This is a genomic window from Streptomyces sp. PA03-6a (assembly GCF_033792765.1).
In the GTDB taxonomy this organism is placed as follows: Bacteria; Actinomycetota; Actinomycetes; order Streptomycetales; family Streptomycetaceae; genus Actinacidiphila.
This window is the reverse complement of the sequence record NZ_JARAVK010000068.1, coordinates 21459-40108: the sequence shown is the minus strand read 5'-3', so window position 1 is coordinate 40108 and position 18650 is coordinate 21459. Positions and strand designations below refer to the sequence as shown.

Below are 18650 nucleotides of genomic sequence, written 5' to 3'. Positions count from 1 at the left end.
CCACCCCCGAGCCCCGCCCCCGGTTTGGCGCGAACGGGCGGCTGCGCCGCGCCCGTTCGGCGGGGCGCCGGGCGCAACTCCGCCGCACGCCACCCCAGCGCCGCACGGCCCCCGACGCGCGCCCGCCGCTCTCGCTGGGTCACGCCCTCCCCGGCTGGCAGCGCCGCAGGACGCCGCCCGACCCTCACGCCACCTCGCCATGGCCCCGGCGCCGCTGTCGCGCCCCCACGGGGGAGCGACAGCGGCCCGTGCCGGAGACGCGACCGCCCGCGCCTCCGGCGCCACCGTCGCGGGGAACGGGCCGCACGGCCCGTCAGCAGTCGCAGCCGCAGCAGTCGCAGTCGCAGCAGCAGCCGTCACCGCAGCCGCAGTCGCAGCCGGAGCAATCGCAGTTGGAGCACCAGCCTTCGCGCCGCTTGCCGCTCCAGGGGTCGTCGTAGTGGTCCCGGCAGCAGATCTGGCACGTGCAGCAGAGCCCCGCGAACACCGCGCAGCCCGCGAGCAGCCCGCGGCGGGGGCCCGGCTGGTGCGGGGGGCCGGGGGTCAGCCAGGGCGACTGCACCGGCCCGCCGGGGCCGCCGGGTCCCGGGTGGTGGGCGCACGAGGCCCCGAACGCGCGGTCCACGGAACGGCGCAGTTCGTGGGCGAGCAGGACGTGGGCGAGCGCGCCGTCGGCGAACTCCACGTCACGCAGCGCCAGCCGGACCCCGTGCACCGCGTCGTCGCACAGCCGTCGCGCCTCGTCCGCGCTCGTCCCGGTGGCGGTCAGCGGGTTCCACGCGCCCGCCGCCGCGTCGGCGTCCAGGTCCTCCACCGCGTCCAGCAGGTGGGCGAGGCGGCCGAAGAGCCGGCCCGCCTCCTCCAGCGGGGCGCGGTTGCCGGGGCGTCCGGCCAGCACCGCCGTGTGGCCGAACGCGGCGGCGGTGGCGGTCTCGGTGGGCTCGGTGACGGTCAGCAGGGAGGTACCGGGCCCGGCGGCCGCCTCGACGCCGGCCTGCCGGCCCACGGCGTCCACCAGCACCGCGGTGTCGAAGCCGAGCCCCGAACCGGTCACCGCCCCCGCCCGGTCCCAGCGCCGGGCGACCGTGCGCGCCGCCGCGGCGACCGGACGGCGCGCCAGCAGACCGTCGCCGTCCGCCATGTGGTCGCGCATCTTCGCCGAGGCCAGCACCAGCGAGACCGCCGCGGCCAGCCGCGCACCCTCCCCCTTGGCCACCGGCGCGGTCCGCATCGCGCGCAGCGGGCACGGCCCGGCGGTACGGCGTCCGTCCTCCGTCCACCCGGCCTGGGCCTCCACCAGCACCGAGACGATGAGCCCGTCGTAATTCGTGGCGACCCTGGCCAGTTGCCCGTGGTCGTCCCTCAGGGCGAGGCAGAGGCCGCACAGATGGGCCGTCCACGCTATGGCCAGCTTCTCCGGCAGCCGGTGCCGGCATGGTCTGACGATTCCGAACATCACAATCCCCCGTACGTCATTCGCAGCAATGGAACACGTCATCGGCTGGTCGTTCTGTACGCCGCCCGTTCGGCTGTCCGGCGGTGAGCCATCACCCTACCGAGCGGGACCCTTTCCGATGATCCGTCAGGAGCCATATTCCACGGGGTACCTGGGGGCCACTAGTGCGATTTATGCACCAGGTCTGTCACGAATCCACCCCACGGTGGGTATCCGCTTGGCGCATCATCCGCATCATGGACGACCATAGGGGTGCGGACGGCAAACTGACCGCGTGCGAGAGGAGGCGTCCATGGGATCGGTACGACGGGCGAGCGCCTGGCTGGGACTCGTCGACGACAACAGCGCCGAGGAGTACTACGACGAGGACTACGCCGATTACGGCGACGGCGCCGAGACGTCCTCCCCCGACTCCTGGGTCACCGACCCCCGCGTGCGCGTGGCCTCCGATTCGGCGGAGGAACAGGGCCGCCGGATCGCGACGGTCACCCCGGACGGCTTCCGGGACGCCCGCGGCATCGGCGAGCTGTTCCGGGAAGGCGTCCCGGTGATCGTCAACCTGACGGCGATGGACCCCGCCGACGCCAAGCGCGTCGTCGACTTCGCGGCCGGCCTCACCTTCGGCCTGCGCGGTTCCATCGACCGCGTGGCCAACCGGGTGTTCCTGCTGACACCGCCCGACTACCTGGTCGTCAACGCCGACAGCAAGCGCGGCGGCGACGGCTTCTTCAACCAGAACTGACCCGTGGCGTCGGCGCCGGGACCCGGCGCCGATGCCACGGCCTGCCCGCCCGCCTACCGGAAGGCGTCGAGGCCGGTGAGCGCCTTGCCGAGCACGAGCTGGTGCATCTCGACGGTGCCCTCGTAGGTGAGCACGGACTCCAGGTTGGTGGCGTGCCGCATGACGGGGTACTCCAGGGAGATGCCGTTCGCGCCCAGGATCGTCCGGGCCGTGCGGCAGATCTCGATCGCCTCGCGCACGTTGTTGAGCTTGCCGAAGCTGACCTGCTCGGGACGGAGCGTGCCCGCGTCCATGCGCCGTCCGAGGTGGTGGGCGAGGAGGATGCCCTTGTGCAGTTCGAGCGCCATGTCGGCGAGCTTGGCCTGGGTCAGCTGGAAGCCGCCGATGGGCCGGCCGAACTGCTCACGGGTGCGGGAGTACTCCAGGGCGGCCTCGAAACTGCTGCGCGCGGCGCCCATGGCACCCCAGACGATCCCGTAGCGCGCGTGGTTCAGGCAGCTGAGCGGGCCGCGCAGGCCGGTGACCTCGGGGAGCACGGCGTCGGCGGGCAGGCGTACGTCGTCCATGACCAGCTCGCTGGTGACGGAGGCGCGCAGCGACCACTTGTGCTTGATCTCGGGGGCGGAGAACCCGGGGGTGCCGGTGGGCACGACGAATCCGCGGATGCCCTCGTCGGTGCGGGCCCACACCACGGCGACGCCGGCGACCGAGCCGTTGGTGATCCACATCTTGCGGCCGTTCAGGACCCAGTCGGAACCGTCGCGCTTGGCGTGGGTGCGCATGCCCGCCGGGTCGGAGCCGTGGTCGGGCTCGGTGAGCCCGAAGCAGCCGATGACCTCGCCGGCGGCCATCCGGGGCAGCCAGTGCTGCTTGTGCTCCTCGGAGCCGTACCGGTGGATGGCGTACATCGCCAGCGAGCCCTGCACGGAGACGAGCGAGCGGATGCCGGAGTCGGCGGCCTCCAGCTCCAGGCAGGCGAGGCCGTACTGGACGGCGGTGGCGCCCGCGCAGCCGTAGCCGGTCAGCGACATGCCCAGCGCGCCGATCGAGCCGAGCTCGCGGGCCAGCTCGCGGATCCCGGGCAGCTCGCCGCGCTCGTACCAGTCCGCCACGTACGGCAGCACGCGGTCGGCGGCCCAGCCGCGCACGGTGTCCCGCACGGCGCGGTCCTCGTCGTCGAGCAGGTCGTCGACGCCGAGCGGGTCGTACGGGTCGAACTGCGGCTTTCCAGTGGACATCGTCGTCCTCTCCGGTGATCACTGCGCTTCGCGGACGAAGCTACTTCCGTGGCGGGGGCGGGTAAAGCCCCCGACGGTGTGCTCAGCGCGACACGTCGGCCCCGGCCAGGGCGTGCTCGCGCGGTGCCGGGATCCCGGGGGCGGCGGACCGCTGGGACGCCTCCGTGCCGCACTCCATGCGGCGGGGCAGCCGCAGCGCGGCGACCGCGCCGAGCAGCAGCAGACCGGCGCTGACCACCAGGGTGATGTGCATCCCGTGGACGAAGGCGTGCCGTGCGGCGTGCCGCAGGGAGGCTCCGGCGGTACCGCCGAGGTGGTCGGAGACCTCGTAGGCCTCGCCGAGCGACTTCCCGGCCGAGAGGCGGGCGTCCGCCGGCACCCCGGGGACCCGGGCGACGCCGGGGGCGTAGGCGGCGTTCATGACGCTGCCCAGCAGCGCGATGCCGATGCCGGCGCCCAGTTGGTAGGAGGTCTCGCCGATCGCGGCGGCGCCGCCCGCCTGCTCGGCGGGGGCGTCGCTGAGCATGGACTCGTACGCGCCGAAGAGCGTGGTCTCCAGCCCGAAGCCGAGCAGGACGAAGCCCGTGGTCAGCACGCCCGGCCGGTCGTGCTGGCCCATGAGGGTCAGCACGAGCACCGCGCAGGCGGTGAGGACGAAACCGGAGCTCACCATGACGCGCGGCCCGAAGCGGCCGAGCATCCGGGAGCCCAGGAGGCCGGCGCCCATGGCCGCGAGGGTGAGCGGCAGCAGCCGCAGCCCCGTCTGCAGGGGGCTCAGGCCGAGGACCAGCTGCAGGTACTGGACGGCGATCAGCTCCAGGCCGACGAGGGCGAGCAGCGCCAGCACGATGCAGCCGACGGAGGTGCCGAAGGCGGGCCTGACGAACATGCGTATGTCGATGAGCGGGTGCTCGCGCCTGCGCTGCCGGCGCACGAACAGCGCCAGCAGGGTCAGGCCCACGAGCAGCGGGACGAGCGCGGAGGGCTCGTACGGGGCCGCGCCGCCGCCGACCCTCTTGACGCCGAGGATGGCGCCGAGGATGCCCAGCGCGGCCATGACCGCGCCCAGCACGTCCCAGGGGCCGTCCAGCTCGCCTCGGGACTCCGGCAGCAGCCAGCGGGCCACCGGAAGGATGACGGCCATCAGGGGGATGTTGACCAGGAAGACCGAGCCCCACCAGAAGTTCTCGACGAGGAAGCCGCCGAGGACCGGCCCGACGGCGGCGCCGACGGCCGCGACGGCGCTCCACACGCCGATGGCGACGGCCCGCTCACGGCGGTCGGGGAAGACCTGCCGGAGGATCGACAGCGTGGCCGGCATGATCATCGCGCCGCCGACGCCGAGCAGGGCGCGGGCCGCGATGAGGACGCGCGGGTCGGGCGCGAAGGCGGCCGCCGCCGAGGCGGCCGCGAAGATCGTGCAGCCGAGCAGCAGGATCCGGCGTCTTCCGACGCGGTCGCCGAGGGTGCCGAAGAGGATGAGCAGGGACGCGGCGACGAGCGGATAGGCGTCGACGATCCACAGCAGCTCTATCGCGCCGGGGCGCAGGTCCTCGCTCACCGCGGGAACGGCGACGTGCAGCACGGTCGCGTCGAGGGCGACGAGCAGCAGGCTGACGCAGAGGACGATCAGCACGGTCCAGCGGTTGACCGGCCGAGTGTGCCGTGGGACGGCGGCCGGCCCGGGAATGCCGGCCGAGGACGTCCCTGTCATGTACGTACCTCCCAGCGGTGCGCTCGCGGTGTCCCTGGGCAGGACGAGGGGACGGTCCCGGGGGAACCCAGCGACGAGGGCGAGTGAAGTCGTCAGACTACGCGAGTCCGCGCCGATGGTGGGTGGCGCAGGTCACGTTCCGACGTGGCCGTCGTCACGCGACGGCCATCCGCCGGAGACCTGCCGGACATTTCCGGTACGGCGGCACCGGGCCTCCCGCCGGGAACGGATCGGCCCCGCCCGCCGACTCGGTGGCGTGTACCCGCCCGTTCCGGTCGCATGCACCCCGAGCGCGGGTCGCGCGGTTCAACGCGTGCGCCCGCCGCGCGCGTTCACGCGCCCGCCGATCGGGAATCTCCCAGGTCACGGCTGCGATCCGGTGCCGCGACGAACGGCGCGCGGGGAACCCGTCCGCCCTGCCGGAATGGCAGGCGAACTCCAGGAGAAGTGACGGGTAATCACAGATAAACAGAGCATGCGGAAATCGAACGCGTGATTTCCCAAGATCCTCCGCATGCACTTCGAAACATAAAATCAAGGAGTTCCCGCATTCGGCTCAATGTGCACGTCCGCACTACGGCCAATGGGTGGAGTGAGACGCAGTCCACATCACATCGTCATTACGAACCCGGCCTTCCGGCCGAACTCCGCCATCACACGCTGTAACGTCGATTGAGTGCGTACCGATGACAAGCTTCGCCTCATGGAGGAGCCCGAGACAGCCCAGGCGCCACCGGGCATGAGCCGGACACGCGTGCTGCTGTTCGGATCGACGCTCGTGGCCTATGTGGCCATCGTCGTAGCCGTCCTGACCACGTCCAAGCTCGTGACCCTGGACTGGCAGGTCATGATGTGGCGGCCCTACAAGCAGTGGCCGCAGATCCACGCGTTCCTGGACTACTTCGTGGTCCTGGGCCAGCGCGGCCCGACGGCCGTGATCGTCGCCTCCTGGCTGGGCTGGCGCGCCTGGCGCCACCGCACCCTGCACCCGCTGCTGGTGCTGGGGACGTCGCTGCTCCTGCTGAACGTCACCGTGGGTTCGGTGAAGTACGGCCTCGGCAGGCTCGGCCCGCACTACGCGACCAGCGCCGGATCGGCCGAGCTCTTCGCCGGCGGCGATATATTTCCCTCCGGTCACACCGCGAACGCCGTGGTGACCTGGGGGGTCCTGGCCTATCTGGCCACCACCCCATGGGTCCGCCGGGTCACCTCCGTGATCGCGGCGCTGCTGGCGCTGGGCGTCGGCATGACCACCATCTACCTCGGCACCCACTGGGTCAGCGACGTCCTGCTCGGCTGGGCGGCCGGCCTGCTGATCCTGCTGGCACTGCCCTGGTTCGAGCCGTTGATGGCCTCGGCCGAGCAGCGGATCACGGCCGCCTGGGCGCGCCGCCGCGGCACCCGCACGGCGCCCGCCACGGCTTCCGCCACGAACGCGGCGCCGGCCTCCGCGCAGCTCTCCGACAACCCGGACGGCGTACTCGAGCCCGTCGTTCTCAGCGGCCGCGCGACGACGCCCGCGTCCGGCGTACCGCACCACCCGGCACGTCCGCACACCACCCGCCACGAACGCACCCCGGTCACCCCGGCCGGCAGCCGCCGCCCGCCCGCGGACCGGCCCGGCCGCCCGGCACCGATCGGCCAGGCCGGCGTCGCCCGCGGCCGCGGCGCCACCGGCTGACGGCCCGCGGGGCAGGTACGCACACCTCCCGCCCCGCCCGCGCCCGTACGAAGGCCCCGGCCGCCCCTCTTCGGGGGCGGCCGGGGCCTTCGTCGTGCGGGGATGCGGGGATGCGGGGAGAGGGGCCTTCAGCCGCTCCAGCAGCGGGTCACCCGGCCGCCCTCGACGGTGAAGTTGAGCCGGCCCACCCGGTACTCCATGGTGATGACGGCGCCCGGCGGCAGGGCACGCACCATGCTCCAGCCACGCTCGGTGGCCCGGCGCTCGGCCTCGTCGGCGCCGAGGCCGACGTAGGTGTCCGGTTCGTCCTGCGGTTGCCGTGCGGCACTCGGATCGGTTGCCATGAGAGCAACCGTAGGCGCACACGAGCCGTGACGGAAGTCGGCGGCCGACTTGATCGTCACACTTCTGTCACAGAATCCAGGGCAGCGTTTGGCGTGCACCGTTCACTCTTTGGGGGCGACTTTTCCAATCACCCGCCGAATTCGCGGACCCGGCCGCCGAAAAGCCGCCGGACCGGCCGCCACGGAATTCCGGGAAACGGTCCACACACTTCCCTCACATCACATCCCCAGCGTCGACAGCTCTTCATCCGTCAGCAACCGGGACCGAATGAGGAACCGGTTGCCCGTCGGCGCCTCCAGCGAGAAGCCGCTGCCGCGCCCCGGCACCACGTCGATCGTCAGATGCGTGTGGCTCCAGTAGGCGAACTGGTCGCGCGACATCCACACCGCCACCGGGTCGATGCCCAGGACGTCGAGGTCGCCGAGGTGCACGTCGGAGTCCCCGGTGAGGAACTCCCCCCGCGGATAGCACATGGGCGAGCTGCCGTCGCAGCAGCCGCCGGACTGGTGGAACATCAACGGGCCGTGCTGGTCGGCGAGACGCCGCAGCAGCCCCGCGGCCTCCTCGGTGACGGCGACCCGGCCGGCCCTCGGTGCGATAGAGGTCATGGGGTCAGAGTGCTCTCGCCGAGCGCCGCCCGCCAGACCCCCGCAGGACATGCCGGCGGGCGGAACCCACCGTCGACTCCGCCTCGCGCTCCGACAGGCCGGTGCTGACGGCCGCCCCGACCATCTCCGCGGCGACCCGGTCGCCGTGGCCGTTCTCGAACGCCCGGCAGGCGGCCCAGAACAGCCGCTCGTTGCGCTCCCCCACCGACGAGCCCAGCACGAAGCGGATCAGCGGCTCGGCCGTGCCCCCGCCCGACCCGGCGGCGGACCCGGCGGCCGCCGTCGCGCCCGTCGCGGTGCGCGCGGCACGGCGCTGGGGGGTCGTCAGCAGCAGCCGCAGCAGCCGCTTGGGCACGGCGGCCGGCGGCATCGAGGCCGTCGGCGGGTCCCAGCGGTAGAGCCCGGCGGTGGTCACCGAGCCGGGTCCCACGAGGTAGCCGCCGCTGCCGCGCACGTCGATCCCGTTGCCGAGCCGGCGCACGGAGTTGGGCACGATCGCCTCGGCCGGGCCGCGCAGCCACAGGTGCCGGCCGCCGCTCGGGGTGATGACCGTGCGCGTCCACGGCACGGCGAAGCCCCACCGGGCGGCCAGGTCCACCAGGTCGGTCACGCCGTCGACGCCGTCCTTGCGGTCCAGGTCGAGGCCGATCAGGTAGTGCGGTGAGCGTCCGCACGCGATCCCGTACCCGCTGGCCCAAGGGGCCGCCGCGAACAGCTCGGTTATCCGGGCGGGCTCGGTGGCGGCGTCGTGCACGCCGTGGCCGAGCCGTCCGCACTGGCCGCGGCACATCCCGCGCCCGGTCTCCCCCCGGTGCGGCGAACGGACCGCGGGGAGCTTGGTCCGCGACAGCGGGATGACGGGGAAGCCGCGCCGCGCGGCGGCGAGCGCGCACTCCAGCGCGCGGTCGTGGTCCGGATGCGTCACGGGGTGCCCCCTCGCTGCGCTACGGCATGGCCCCTTTATCGTACTTTCGTTCGACCCTCCACTCAATGGCGCAACGACGGCGCGCGGCACGGCCGTCCCGTCCCGGTCCGTCACATGACGGGTCGTCTGCCCGAGACTGTACGGAAGATGCCAGTACGCAAGAACGAGTGCCGACAGGATCTCCTACCGCGAGGGAACGCGCCGATGGGGACGTACGCAGCGCAGACCGCGGCCGACCGGGCGGCGGCGCCCCGGCGGCCGGGACGCCTGCTGGTGGACTGGCTGACCACCACCGACCACAAGAAGATCGGGCACCTCTACCTGATCACGTCGTTCGGCTTCTTCCTCGCCGCGGGACTCATGGCGCTGCTGATGCGCGCCGAGCTCGCCCGCCCCGGCCTGCAGCTGATGTCGAACGACGGCTACAACCAGCTGTTCACGATCCACGGCACGGTCATGCTGCTGCTCTTCGCCACCCCGACCTTCGCGGGCTTCGCCAACGAGATCATGCCGCTGCAGATCGGCTCGCCCGACGTCGCCTTCCCCCGGCTGAACATGCTGTCGTACTGGCTGTTCCTCTTCGGCGGGCTGATCGTGCTGGGGAGCTTGCTGACGCCCTCCGGGAGCGCCTCCTTCGGCTGGTTCGCCTACGCGCCGCTGAACAGCCTCACCCGCTCGCCCGGGATCGGCGCCGACATGTGGATCATGGGGCTGGCACTGTCGGGCTTCGGCACCATCCTCGGCGCGGTCAACTTCGTCGCGACGATCGTGGGGATGCGCGCACCGGGCATGACCATGTTCCGGATGCCGATCTTCACCTGGAACGTGCTCTTCACCTCGGTGCTGGTGCTGATGGCCTTCCCCGTGCTGGCGGCGACGCTGCTGGTGCTGGAGGCGGACAGGCGCTTCGGCTCGCTGGTCTTCGAGCCGGGCAACGGCGGGGCGCTGCTGTGGCAGCACCTGTTCTGGTTCTTCGGCCACCCGGAGGTCTACATCATCGCGCTGCCGTTCTTCGGCATCATCACCGAGGTCATCCCGGTGTTCTCGCGCAAGCCGGTGTTCGGCTACGCGACGCTGGTGGGTGCGACGACGGCCATCACCGGGCTGTCGATGGTGGTGTGGGCGCACCACATGTTCGTCACCGGCGCCGTGCTGCTGCCGTTCTTCTCACTGCTGTCGTTCCTGATCGCGGTGCCGACCGGGGTGAAGTTCTTCAACTGGATCGGCACCATGCTGCACGGCTCGCTGTCCTTCGAGACACCGATGCTGTGGGCCGTCGGCTTCCTGGTGAGCTTCCTGTTCGGCGGCCTCACCGGGGTCATCCTCGCCTCGCCCCCGCTGGACTTCCAGGTCAGCGACTCGTACTTCGTGGTGGCCCACTTCCACTACGTGGTCTTCGGGACGGTGGTCTTCGCGATGTTCGCCGGCTTCTTCTTCTGGTGGCCGAAGTTCACCGGGAAGATGCTCGACGAGCGGCTGGGGAGGATCCAGTTCTGGACGCTGTTCGTCGGCTTCCACACCACCTTCCTCGTCCAGCACTGGCTCGGCGTGGAGGGCATGCCCCGGCGGTACGCCGACTACCTGGCGGCGGACGGCTTCACCGTGCTCAACACGATCTCGACGATCGGGGCGTTCCTGCTGGGCCTGTCCACCCTGCCGTTCCTCTACAACGTGTGGCGGACCGCCAAGTACGGCCGGCGCGTGGAGGTCGACGACCCCTGGGGCTTCGGCCGTTCGCTGGAATGGGCGACCTCCTGCCCGCCACCACGGCACAACTTCTCGACGCTGCCGCAGATCCGCTCCGAGTCCCCCGCCTTCGACCTGCACCACCCGGAGGTCGCCGCCCTCGACCGGGCACGCTCCACCGGCCGCCGCGACGCCGTCGAGCCCGGTGCCGGCGGCCAGGACTGACGGAGCGCGGTCGCGGCACCGGCAGCGCCGTCACCCGCCCGGGGTTCAGCCCCTCCCCGTCCGCCCGCCGAGCCGCCTGCGCACCGCGGCCCGCAGCCTCTTGCGCAGCCTGCGGGCCCGGCGCTTCGCCGCGCGGGCGAGGTCCTTGCCCGCGTACAGCACGCCCATCCCCAGTCCGCCGACGTGGCGCCCGGCCGCGCGCAGCCGCCCCGAGCGGCCCGTCCGGCGGGCCAGCAGCTCCTCCAGCAGGCGTTCGCAGCTCCTGGCGATCTCTGCGGGGTCGTAGCTGGCGCCCTTGTCCAGGGCCGCCCGGCCCATCCGGCGGCGCAGCTCGTCGTCGTTGATCAGCCGGAGCATCGCCGCGGCGAGGGCGTCGACGTCACGCGGCGGCACCAGCAGGCCGTCGACCCCGTCGCTGATGATCTCCCCGGGACCGAGCGGGCAGTCGGTGCTGACCACCGGCAGCCCCACGCGCATCGCCTCGACGATCGTCATGCCGAACGACTCCATGCTGGAGGAGACCGCGAGCAGCGAGCCCTTGGCCATCTCCGGCTCGATCGGCGTCACTATCCCCATCATCGTCACCCGGTCGCCGAGTTCCAGGCGCTCGATGAGCTGTTCCAGCTTCTCCTTCTGCCCACCGGTGCCGTATAACCGCAGGCCCCAATCCGGGTGTTCGACCGAGACCTTGGCGAAGGCCCTGATGAGGTCGCCGTAACGCTTCACCGGGGCCAGCCGGCCCGCCGCGACCACGTACTTGGCGTCCAGGGCGCTGGGCACGACACCCGGGTCGGGGACGCTGTTCGGCAGGGCGAGCACCCGTACGCCGGGCAGCCACAGTCTGCGGCGGTAGGAGACGGCGTCGGCCTCGGTCGTGGTGGTGACCGCGTCCAGCCGGGGGTAGAGCCGGCGCAGCCTGAGCACCAGCGCCAGCGAGTGGGTGTCGAGCGTCAGGTGCTCCTGTGCGATCCGGACGACGTGACGCGGCGCCTGCAGGGCGATGTGGACGTTCAGCCCGGGGCGGGTGCCGATGACGACGTCGGCGTCGAGGGCCGCGAGGTGGGCGGCGATCCGCTGGTCGGTGAGGGCGCTGTACTGCTCGTAGCGGTTCTCACCGGAGGGGAAGACCTTCGCCGGCCGGTGGTACAGCGGGTCGTCGAGGTCGCAGGTGTCGCTGCTCCTGCGCAGGTCCACCAGGTGCCTCAGCCGGACCTGCGGGGCGAGGGAGAAGGAAGGTTCGTCGCGGTGGCGGTACACGGAGACGATCTCGACCTCGTGGCGCTCGGCCAGGGCGCCGGCCAGGTTGTAGGTCGTGCGGATGGTGCCACCGACCCCGTAGGCGTTGTGAATCAGTATGGAAATGCGCATGCGTCCCCGCGTTCTCCCGCTCCCCGCGGACTCCCGCCCGCACTTCGTGCACGCAAGACGATCGCCCCGGCCCTTAGGTTGCGTTCGTCCACCTTCCCTGCCCCTCGCCATGTACGTACTGTGATGTCCCCGTGACCGGTCGGTATCCTTCCGGATCGCGCCCGTCAGGCACGATGGCCCAGCTGCGGCACGTCGGAGCAATTGCGCTCCATGTCGCCCCCCTCCGTCACCCAGCCGCCCCGGCGGCCGCTCACCGCGTCACTCCACCGGGCTACGGACGGACGGGCCCGACAGGTGACGGACGGTTCGGCAAGCACCTGAGAGCGCGGCGGGAGCGGCGGGCCGCACACATCGCGGCCTAGGGCGGACGGACCGTTCAGGGTATGGCCGCACACGACGTATTTCCACTAATCGGTTGAGATGACCATAAGATGACACGAATTCAGGCACATCATGACCAGGACCCGCCAGGACCCGCCGTTCCCGGCCGGGGTCCACAGGGCTCAGCGCGGCAGGCGCAGCAGCGTCCCGGGCGTGAGCTGGCGGGTCGGGTCGGAGCCGATGACGTCCTGGTTGAGCCGGTACAGCTCGGCCGCGCCGCCGCTGACGTTGAAGCGCCGGGCGACGCCCTCCAGGGTCTCGCCGGACTGGACCGCGTGCGCCCGGCCGGCCAGCCGCAGGCGCTGCGCGCAGGTCGGCCAGGCCTCCCAGCCCTGGTCGCGGAGGATCTCCTCGGCGACGGTCATCTGCTGGTCGGGGGTCGCACGGTCGGGCCTGGCGGCCAGGTCGAGACCGCCGTGCTCGACCCAGGTGGGCTGGAAGATCTGCAGCCCACCGTAGAAGCCGTTGCCGGTGTTGGTCTTCCAGCGGTTGCTGCTCTCGCAGGTCGCCAGTTCCAGCCAGACGGGGGCGTGCCCGTCGGCCCGCGCTCCGGGAGCCAGGGCCGCCCACGAGGCGAGCAGAGCGAAAGCGGTCACCGCGAGACGGCGGGGACGGGACATGCGGGCCAGGCTAGGCACGGTGCGGCGGGCGCCGTCGCCCGCCGCGCCGTGCGCGCCCCCCGGCCCACCCGGTCGGAGCACGGCCGCCGGGTGGGCCGGGAGTGCGCGGGAGGTCAGACCGACAGCCGCTGTCCCGGGTAGATCAGGTTGGGGTCGGCGCCGATCACGGTCCGGTTGACGGCGTACAGCTTCTTCCAGGTCGTCCCGTGGGCGGCCGCGATGCCGCTCAGGGTGTCGCCGCCGCGGACGCTGTAGTTGCCGTGCCCCTTCGCCCGACCCTGCCCGCGGTCGGCGTGGCCGCCGCTGCCGCGCGACTGCTGCGCGGGCGCCGGGGCGGTGTGCCGCTTCGCCTTGGGCGCGGCCGGGGCGGTGCCGCGGGCGGGTGCGCTCCCGTAGGCACCGGCGCGGGCGGAGCAGGTGGGCCAGGCGCCCCAGCCCTGCGCCCGCTGCACCTTGGCGGCGACGGCGATCTGCTGCTCACGGCTCGCCCGGTCGGCGGTCGCCGCGTACGCGGTGCCGCCGTAGGCGCGCCAGGTCCCGGCCGAGAACTGGAGTCCTCCGTAGTACCCGTTGCCGGTGTTGATGTGCCAGTTCCCGCCGCTCTCGCAGCTCGCGATGCGGTCCCAGACCCCGCCGTCGGCGGCCTTCGCGGGCCCCGCGACGGCCATGAGGGCCAGCGGGGTCAGCACGGTGACGCCGGCTACGACTGCGGACTGACGGTACTTGGCTGATACGGCCATGGAATCCCTCTCCACGGACCCGGGGTTCCCCCATGGCGCCGTACCTCCGGTACGGCACCCGACGGACGGGGTCCCCACGCATCCGGCGCGGCCCCCGTCCCCTTCGCTCGCCGACCGGTGGATTTCGGATCCACGGTCACCCTCCGTGCGAGCCCTCCCGGGTGGTGCTCTCTGCACACGGCGGGCAAATCTAGGCAGGGTCGCGTTCCGTCGCCAAACAAACCCCTTACGCCGCAGGCCACTTGAGGGTTACCGGGAGTAAAGACCTATTTAGGACACCGGATTGATGGTGTTTTTTGCGGCATATCCGCACAGCGCATATGCGCCATGTGACCCGACTCATAGGCACGGAGGCTTCCCGGGGTGAAAGGTGGGACTTGGAGTGACCGGCTCCGTACCGCCGCTCACCCTCCGCACGCGGACGCACGAGCACGCGCCAAGAAGGCCGTGACTCCCGCCACAGATCGGCCGTTGTCACTATGTGCCGGGCGAGGCCCGGCAAAGGAGCCCGTAGCCGTACATTTCAAGGAGGCTTCAGTGCCGCCCATGCTCGACGTCAGCGACGAGGTACGAGCCGAGATCGGCGATGAGGAGGCGGCACGCCTGCTGGCGGGCGACAGCGCGCCCGGCACGTACGACTGCACCTCCTGCCGTACCCCGGGGGACACCGCCACGGAGCGCACCAGCACGGTGCTCTTCGTCGGCGAGGAGACCGCCGTGCTCGCCTTCGCCCACGCGACCTGCATCCCCTCCCAGGTCGTGCCCGTCTCGGAGGAGCAACTGCAGGGAGCGGTGCAGAGCATCGCCGGTGAGGAGCCGGCCGGCGGAGCGGCGGCCGCCGCTCCGCGCCAGGCGGTGCTCGGCATCACCTGCGGCCTCGTCCTCATCAAGGAGGAGGTGTGCCCGGCCCTGGTCATCGAGCCCACCGGCCCGATCGCCCGGCCCGGCGAAAGCGGCCCCGGCGACGACTTCCTGCCGATCCTCATCGAGCAGGGCTTCCTCCCCGTGAACGACCTGTCCACACCGCCCTCCCCGCTGCCCGGCTGGTCCGTGCTGCTGGCCATGGGGCAGCTGCACGCCATCCTGCAGCCCGGCTCCGCCGGCGCGTGGTGGCAGGCGCACCAGCCGCTCGCGGTGAGCGAGGGCTGGCGCCAGGCGGTCAACCGGTCGAACGAGGTGTACGTGTACGCCGCCCCGCACGGCACCATCGGCCAGCAGCCCCGCGAGGACCTGCTGCGCGACGCCCTGGAACGCGCCTGCGGGCGCGGACTCCTCGTCGCGGCGACGATGCCGCTCTCCGGCACCTGATCCCCCCGGCTCCGGCCAAAGGCGCGTACGGCTGCCCGTACGCGCCTTTGGCCTATGGCAGTGCATATGCGTGATTCATCCGTACGACCCGCATCCCCGCAGATGAGCCGCTCGTTGCCACGACGTGCACACCTTTGACGCTTCCTCACGAGCCCAGTTCCGCAGCCCCATCCCCCCCATGCGCACCGCGCAGGAGGCGTCCGTGAGCGAGGGCACGCCGATCTACGACGCGCTCTACTCCGAGTACCGCAGGCTCTTCCGCACCCTCCCCGGCGACCGCACCGGCGAGGAGGACCTGCAGTTCAACGGCTTCGCCGACCGCGGTGGGGTCAACTCCGCCTACCGCTCCGGCCGCCACCGCGGCGACCTCCCGGCCCTCCCCCCGGGCCTCGCGGAGAACCGCATGCACGGCGGCCTCTGACCCACCCCGCACGGCGAACCGCCCGCCCGATCGCCCCCTTGGGGAAGCGACCCGGCGGGCGGCACCATGTCCGGCCCCCACAGGGACTACTTCTTGCGGCCGCGCTTCTCCCGCACCCGCACCGACACCTGGATCGGCGTCCCCACGAACCCGAACTCCTCACGCAACCGCCGCTCGATGAAGCGGCGGTAGCCCGCCTCCAGGAAGCCGGAGGCGAAGAGCACGAAGCGCGGGGGCTTGGTGCCGGCCTGGGTGCCGAAGAGGATGCGGGGCTGCTTGCCACCGCGGATCGGGTGGGGGTGGGCGGCGACGAGCTCGCCCAGGAAGGCGTTGAGACGGCCGGTGGGGACCCGGGTCTCCCAGCCCGCCAGGGCGGACTCGATGGCCGGGACCAGCTTCTCCATGTGGCGGCCGGTACGGGCGGAGACGTTCACCCGGGGCGCCCACTGGACCTGCACGAGGTCCTTCTCGATCTCGCGCTCGAGGTAGTAGCGCCGCTCCTCGTCCAGCACGTCCCACTTGTTGTAGGCGATGACGATGGCGCGGCCCGCCTCGACGGCCAGCGAGATGATGCGGGTGTCCTGCTCGGCGAGGGTCTCGCCGGCGTCGATCAGGACGACGGCGACCTCCGCCTTCTCCAGGGCGGCCGCGGTGCGCAGCGAGGCGTAGTAGTCCGCGCCCTCCTGGAGGTGGACGCGGCGGCGGATGCCCGCGGTGTCCACGAACTTCCAGATCTTGCCGCCGAGCTCGATGAGCTCGTCGACCGGGTCGCGGGTCGTGCCGGCCTGCTCGTTGACGACGACGCGCTCCTCGCCCGCCACCTTGTTCAGCAGCGAGGACTTGCCGACGTTCGGGCGGCCGATCAGCGCGACGCGGCGCGGGCCGCCGATGGTGTTGGCGAAGGACTGCATCGGCGCCTCGGGGAGCGCCTCCAGCATCGCGTCCAGCAGGTCGCCCGTACCGCGGCCGTGCAGCGACGAGACCGGGAAGGGCTCGCCGAGGCCGAGGTTCCACAGCATGGCGGCGTCCGCCTCGCCCGAGGGGCCGTCGACCTTGTTGGCGCACAGCACGACCGGCTTGCCGGCCTTGCGGAGCAGCTTGACGACGGCCTCGTCGGTGTCGGTCGCGCCGACCGTGGCGTCCACCACGAAGACCACCGCGTCGGCGGCCTCGATCGCGAACTCGGCCTGCGCGGCCACGGACGCGTCGATGCCGAGGACGTCCTGCTCCCAGCCGCCGGTGTCGACGACCTTGAAGCGGCGGCCGTTCCAGTCGGCCTCGTACGTGACGCGGTCGCGGGTGACGCCGGGACGGTCCTCGACGACCGCCTCACGGCGGCCGATGATCCGGTTCACCAGCGTCGACTTGCCGACGTTCGGGCGGCCGACGACCGCGACGACCGGCAGCGGGCCGTGGCCCGCCGCCGCGAGGTCGCCCGCGACCTCGTCGAGGTCGAAACCCTCCTCGGCGGCGAGCTCCATGAACTCGGCGTACTCGGCGTCGTCGAGCGCGCCGACTTCGCCGTACTCGTTCTCGATGTCCATGAAAGCTTCTCCGTCGATCGTCAAATGTGCGGGGGCTTGCACGCCCCAGTGTGGATCAGGCCGACGCTAGGAGGCGCGGCCCGTGGTGCGCCGGGCGTACTCGAGGTGTCCGCTCAGGTGCTTCTGGATGCGCACGGTGGCGGCGTCCAGTGCCGTACGCGTGCGGCGTCCGCTGCCGTCACCGGCGTCGAAGGGGTCGCCGAAGACGATGTCGACCCGGCCGCGCACCGGCGGCAGGCCGCGGATCAGCCGTCCCGGCCGGGACGTGCCGAGGACCGCGACCGGCACTATGGGCGCGCCGGAGCGCACCGCGAAGTACGCCAGGCCCGCCCGCAGGTCGGCGAAGTCGCCCTCGCCCCGGGTGCCCTCGGGGAAGATCCCCAGGACCCCGCCGCGCTCCAGCACGCCGAGCGCGCTGGTCACCGCGGTGCGGTCGGTGCTGTGGCGGTCCACCGGGAGCTGGCCGATCCCACGCAGGAACGGGTCCAGCGGCCCGATGAACGCCTCCTTCTTGATCAGGAAGTGCACCGGGCGCGGGCAGGTGCCCATGAGGACCGGCCCGTCCACGTAGTGCGAGTGGTTCACGGCCAGGATCACCGGCCCCGTGGCGGGCAACCGCCAGGCGCCGAGCACCCGGGGGCGCCAGAGGCTGTTGATGATCCCGATGCCGAGGCGGCGGCCGACGGCCGCGCCCCTCGGTCCCGGAACCGCGGAGGAGTCGCTCACGAAGCCGCCCGCTTCTCCTCGATGAGGGTGACGACGCACTCGATGACCTGGTCGAGGGTGAGCTCGCTGGTGTCGACCTCCATGGCGTCGTCCGCCTTGGCCAGCGGGGAGGTCTTGCGGCCGGAGTCCGCCGCGTCGCGCCGTACGAGGGCCTCCCGGGTCGCCACGAGATCGACCTGGGCGCTGCCGGTGGCCTTCAGCTCCCCGCCGCGGCGGGCGGCGCGGGCCTCCGGGGAGGCGGTGAGGAAGATCTTGACGGTGGCGTCCGGCAGCACGGTGGTGCCGATGTCCCGGCCCTCGACGACGATGCCGGCGGGCGCGGCGGTGGCTGCGTCGCGCTGCAGCCCGACCAGGCGGCTGCGCACCTCCGGCACCGCGCTGACGGCGCTGACCGCCGCGGTGACCTCCTGGGTGCGGATCGGGCCGGAGGCGTCCACGCCGTCCACCGTGATCGTGGGCGCCGCCGGGTCGGACCCGGAGACGATCACCGGCTTCTCGGCGGCGGTCGCCACGGCGGCTGCGTCGTTCACGTCGACGCCGTTGCTCAGCATCCACCAGGTCATCGCCCGGTACTGCGCTCCGGTGTCCAGGTAGCTCAGGCCGAGCTTGGCCGCGACCGCCTTCGAAGTGCTGGACTTGCCAGTGCCCGAGGGGCCGTCGATCGCGACGATCACCGGATTCGACACAGTCGGGGGACCTTCCTTGTGCATGGAGCAGGTACACGGCTGGCGCAATGCCATCCCCACAAGGTTACCGGCCCACCCATTCGGCTCCGTACCACGAATTCCCAGGCCCCCCGCGGCCCCCGTGTCCGCGAAGAGCCGCGCGAGCTCCCCGGGCCGGGCACGATCCCCGACGCCGACCTCGCACCACTCGGCCCCGAGCGGGCCTCCCGGGCTTCGCACGGCTGCGCCGGACTCCG

General features: G+C 72.3%; 17 protein-coding genes. 5 read left to right on the top strand and 12 right to left on the bottom strand.

Annotated elements, in window-relative coordinates; all coding sequences use genetic code 11:
• Positions 1–313 precede the first annotated feature (313 nt).
• Entirely contained in the window at positions 314–1456 is a 1143-nt protein-coding gene (locus PV350_RS18375) for a DUF5685 family protein (RefSeq protein ID WP_500334875.1), read from the bottom strand.
• Positions 1457–1748: 292 nt separating this feature from the next.
• Here PV350_RS18375 and PV350_RS18370 point away from each other — a divergent pair, with 292 nt between their 5' ends.
• Positions 1749–2198: a cell division protein SepF gene (locus tag PV350_RS18370; protein ID WP_499511054.1), complete on the top strand. Its 450-nt coding sequence runs from the start codon at positions 1749–1751 to the stop codon at positions 2196–2198.
• A 53-nt stretch (positions 2199–2251) separates the two neighbouring features.
• Here PV350_RS18370 and PV350_RS18365 read toward each other — a convergent pair whose 3' ends face one another.
• Both PV350_RS18365 and PV350_RS18360 read right to left on the bottom strand, forming a co-directional pair.
• The gene (locus PV350_RS18365; RefSeq protein ID WP_500334873.1) at positions 2252–3436 is read right to left on the bottom strand and encodes an acyl-CoA dehydrogenase family protein; all 1185 of its coding nucleotides are present in this window, start codon (positions 3434–3436) and stop codon (positions 2252–2254) included.
• 82 nt (positions 3437–3518) lie between these two features.
• The gene (locus tag PV350_RS18360; RefSeq protein ID WP_499511056.1) at positions 3519–5150 is read right to left on the bottom strand and encodes an MFS transporter; all 1632 of its coding nucleotides are present in this window, start codon (positions 5148–5150) and stop codon (positions 3519–3521) included.
• 676 nt (positions 5151–5826) lie between these two features.
• On the opposite strand from PV350_RS18360, the gene PV350_RS18355 reads away from it, so the two are divergent.
• Positions 5827–6831 carry a phosphatase PAP2 family protein gene (locus PV350_RS18355; protein ID WP_499511057.1) on the top strand — a complete coding sequence of 335 codons (1005 nt, stop codon included), beginning with the start codon at positions 5827–5829 and terminating at the stop codon, positions 6829–6831.
• A 128-nt stretch (positions 6832–6959) separates the two neighbouring features.
• On the opposite strand, the gene PV350_RS18350 is transcribed toward PV350_RS18355, so the two are convergent.
• The 3 genes from PV350_RS18350 to PV350_RS18340 all read right to left on the bottom strand — a co-directional run bounded on the left by PV350_RS18350 (position 6960) and on the right by PV350_RS18340 (position 8709).
• Positions 6960–7175 (bottom strand): I78 family peptidase inhibitor, encoded by a 216-nt coding sequence (locus PV350_RS18350; RefSeq protein ID WP_499511058.1) that lies wholly within the window; start codon positions 7173–7175, stop codon positions 6960–6962.
• Between the two features lie 219 nt (positions 7176–7394).
• On the bottom strand, positions 7395–7784 hold the full coding sequence (locus tag PV350_RS18345; protein ID WP_499511059.1) for a DUF779 domain-containing protein: 390 nt from the start codon (positions 7782–7784) through the stop codon (positions 7395–7397).
• Positions 7785–7788: 4 nt separating this feature from the next.
• Positions 7789–8709 carry a bifunctional DNA primase/polymerase gene (locus tag PV350_RS18340; RefSeq protein WP_500334871.1) on the bottom strand — a complete coding sequence of 307 codons (921 nt, stop codon included), beginning with the start codon at positions 8707–8709 and terminating at the stop codon, positions 7789–7791.
• 204 nt (positions 8710–8913) lie between these two features.
• On the opposite strand from PV350_RS18340, the gene ctaD reads away from it, so the two are divergent.
• On the top strand, positions 8914–10620 hold the full coding sequence (gene ctaD / locus PV350_RS18335) for an aa3-type cytochrome oxidase subunit I (RefSeq protein ID WP_500334869.1): 1707 nt from the start codon (positions 8914–8916) through the stop codon (positions 10618–10620).
• Between the two features lie 45 nt (positions 10621–10665).
• Here ctaD and PV350_RS18330 read toward each other — a convergent pair whose 3' ends face one another.
• The 3 genes from PV350_RS18330 to PV350_RS18320 all read right to left on the bottom strand — a co-directional run bounded on the left by PV350_RS18330 (position 10666) and on the right by PV350_RS18320 (position 13729).
• Positions 10666–11988, bottom strand: a complete 1323-nt coding sequence (locus PV350_RS18330) for a glycosyltransferase family 4 protein (protein WP_499511062.1) — start codon at positions 11986–11988, stop codon at positions 10666–10668.
• A gap of 503 nt (positions 11989–12491) precedes the next feature.
• Positions 12492–12989 (bottom strand): transglycosylase family protein, encoded by a 498-nt coding sequence (locus tag PV350_RS18325; protein WP_499511063.1) that lies wholly within the window; start codon positions 12987–12989, stop codon positions 12492–12494.
• A 113-nt stretch (positions 12990–13102) separates the two neighbouring features.
• Positions 13103–13729, bottom strand: a complete 627-nt coding sequence (locus PV350_RS18320) for a LysM peptidoglycan-binding domain-containing protein (protein ID WP_499511064.1) — start codon at positions 13727–13729, stop codon at positions 13103–13105.
• A gap of 537 nt (positions 13730–14266) precedes the next feature.
• On the opposite strand from PV350_RS18320, the gene PV350_RS18315 reads away from it, so the two are divergent.
• A complete protein-coding gene (locus PV350_RS18315) occupies positions 14267–15037 on the top strand; it encodes a DUF8842 C-terminal domain-containing protein (RefSeq protein WP_499511065.1) in 771 nt (256 codons plus the stop codon).
• Positions 15038–15215: 178 nt separating this feature from the next.
• Positions 15216–15458 (top strand): hypothetical protein, encoded by a 243-nt coding sequence (locus PV350_RS18310; protein WP_499511066.1) that lies wholly within the window; start codon positions 15216–15218, stop codon positions 15456–15458.
• Positions 15459–15544: 86 nt separating this feature from the next.
• Here the strand turns inward: PV350_RS18310 and der are convergent, their stop codons facing one another.
• The 3 genes from der to cmk all read right to left on the bottom strand — a co-directional run bounded on the left by der (position 15545) and on the right by cmk (position 18438).
• The gene (gene der, locus PV350_RS18305) at positions 15545–17002 is read right to left on the bottom strand and encodes a ribosome biogenesis GTPase Der (RefSeq protein ID WP_499511067.1); all 1458 of its coding nucleotides are present in this window, start codon (positions 17000–17002) and stop codon (positions 15545–15547) included.
• A gap of 66 nt (positions 17003–17068) precedes the next feature.
• On the bottom strand, positions 17069–17767 hold the full coding sequence (locus PV350_RS18300) for a lysophospholipid acyltransferase family protein (protein WP_499511068.1): 699 nt from the start codon (positions 17765–17767) through the stop codon (positions 17069–17071).
• A complete protein-coding gene (gene cmk / locus PV350_RS18295) occupies positions 17725–18438 on the bottom strand; it encodes a (d)CMP kinase (RefSeq protein WP_499511069.1) in 714 nt (237 codons plus the stop codon). Before cmk ends, PV350_RS18300 begins: the two co-directional genes overlap by 43 nt.
• Positions 18439–18650 lie beyond the last annotated feature (212 nt).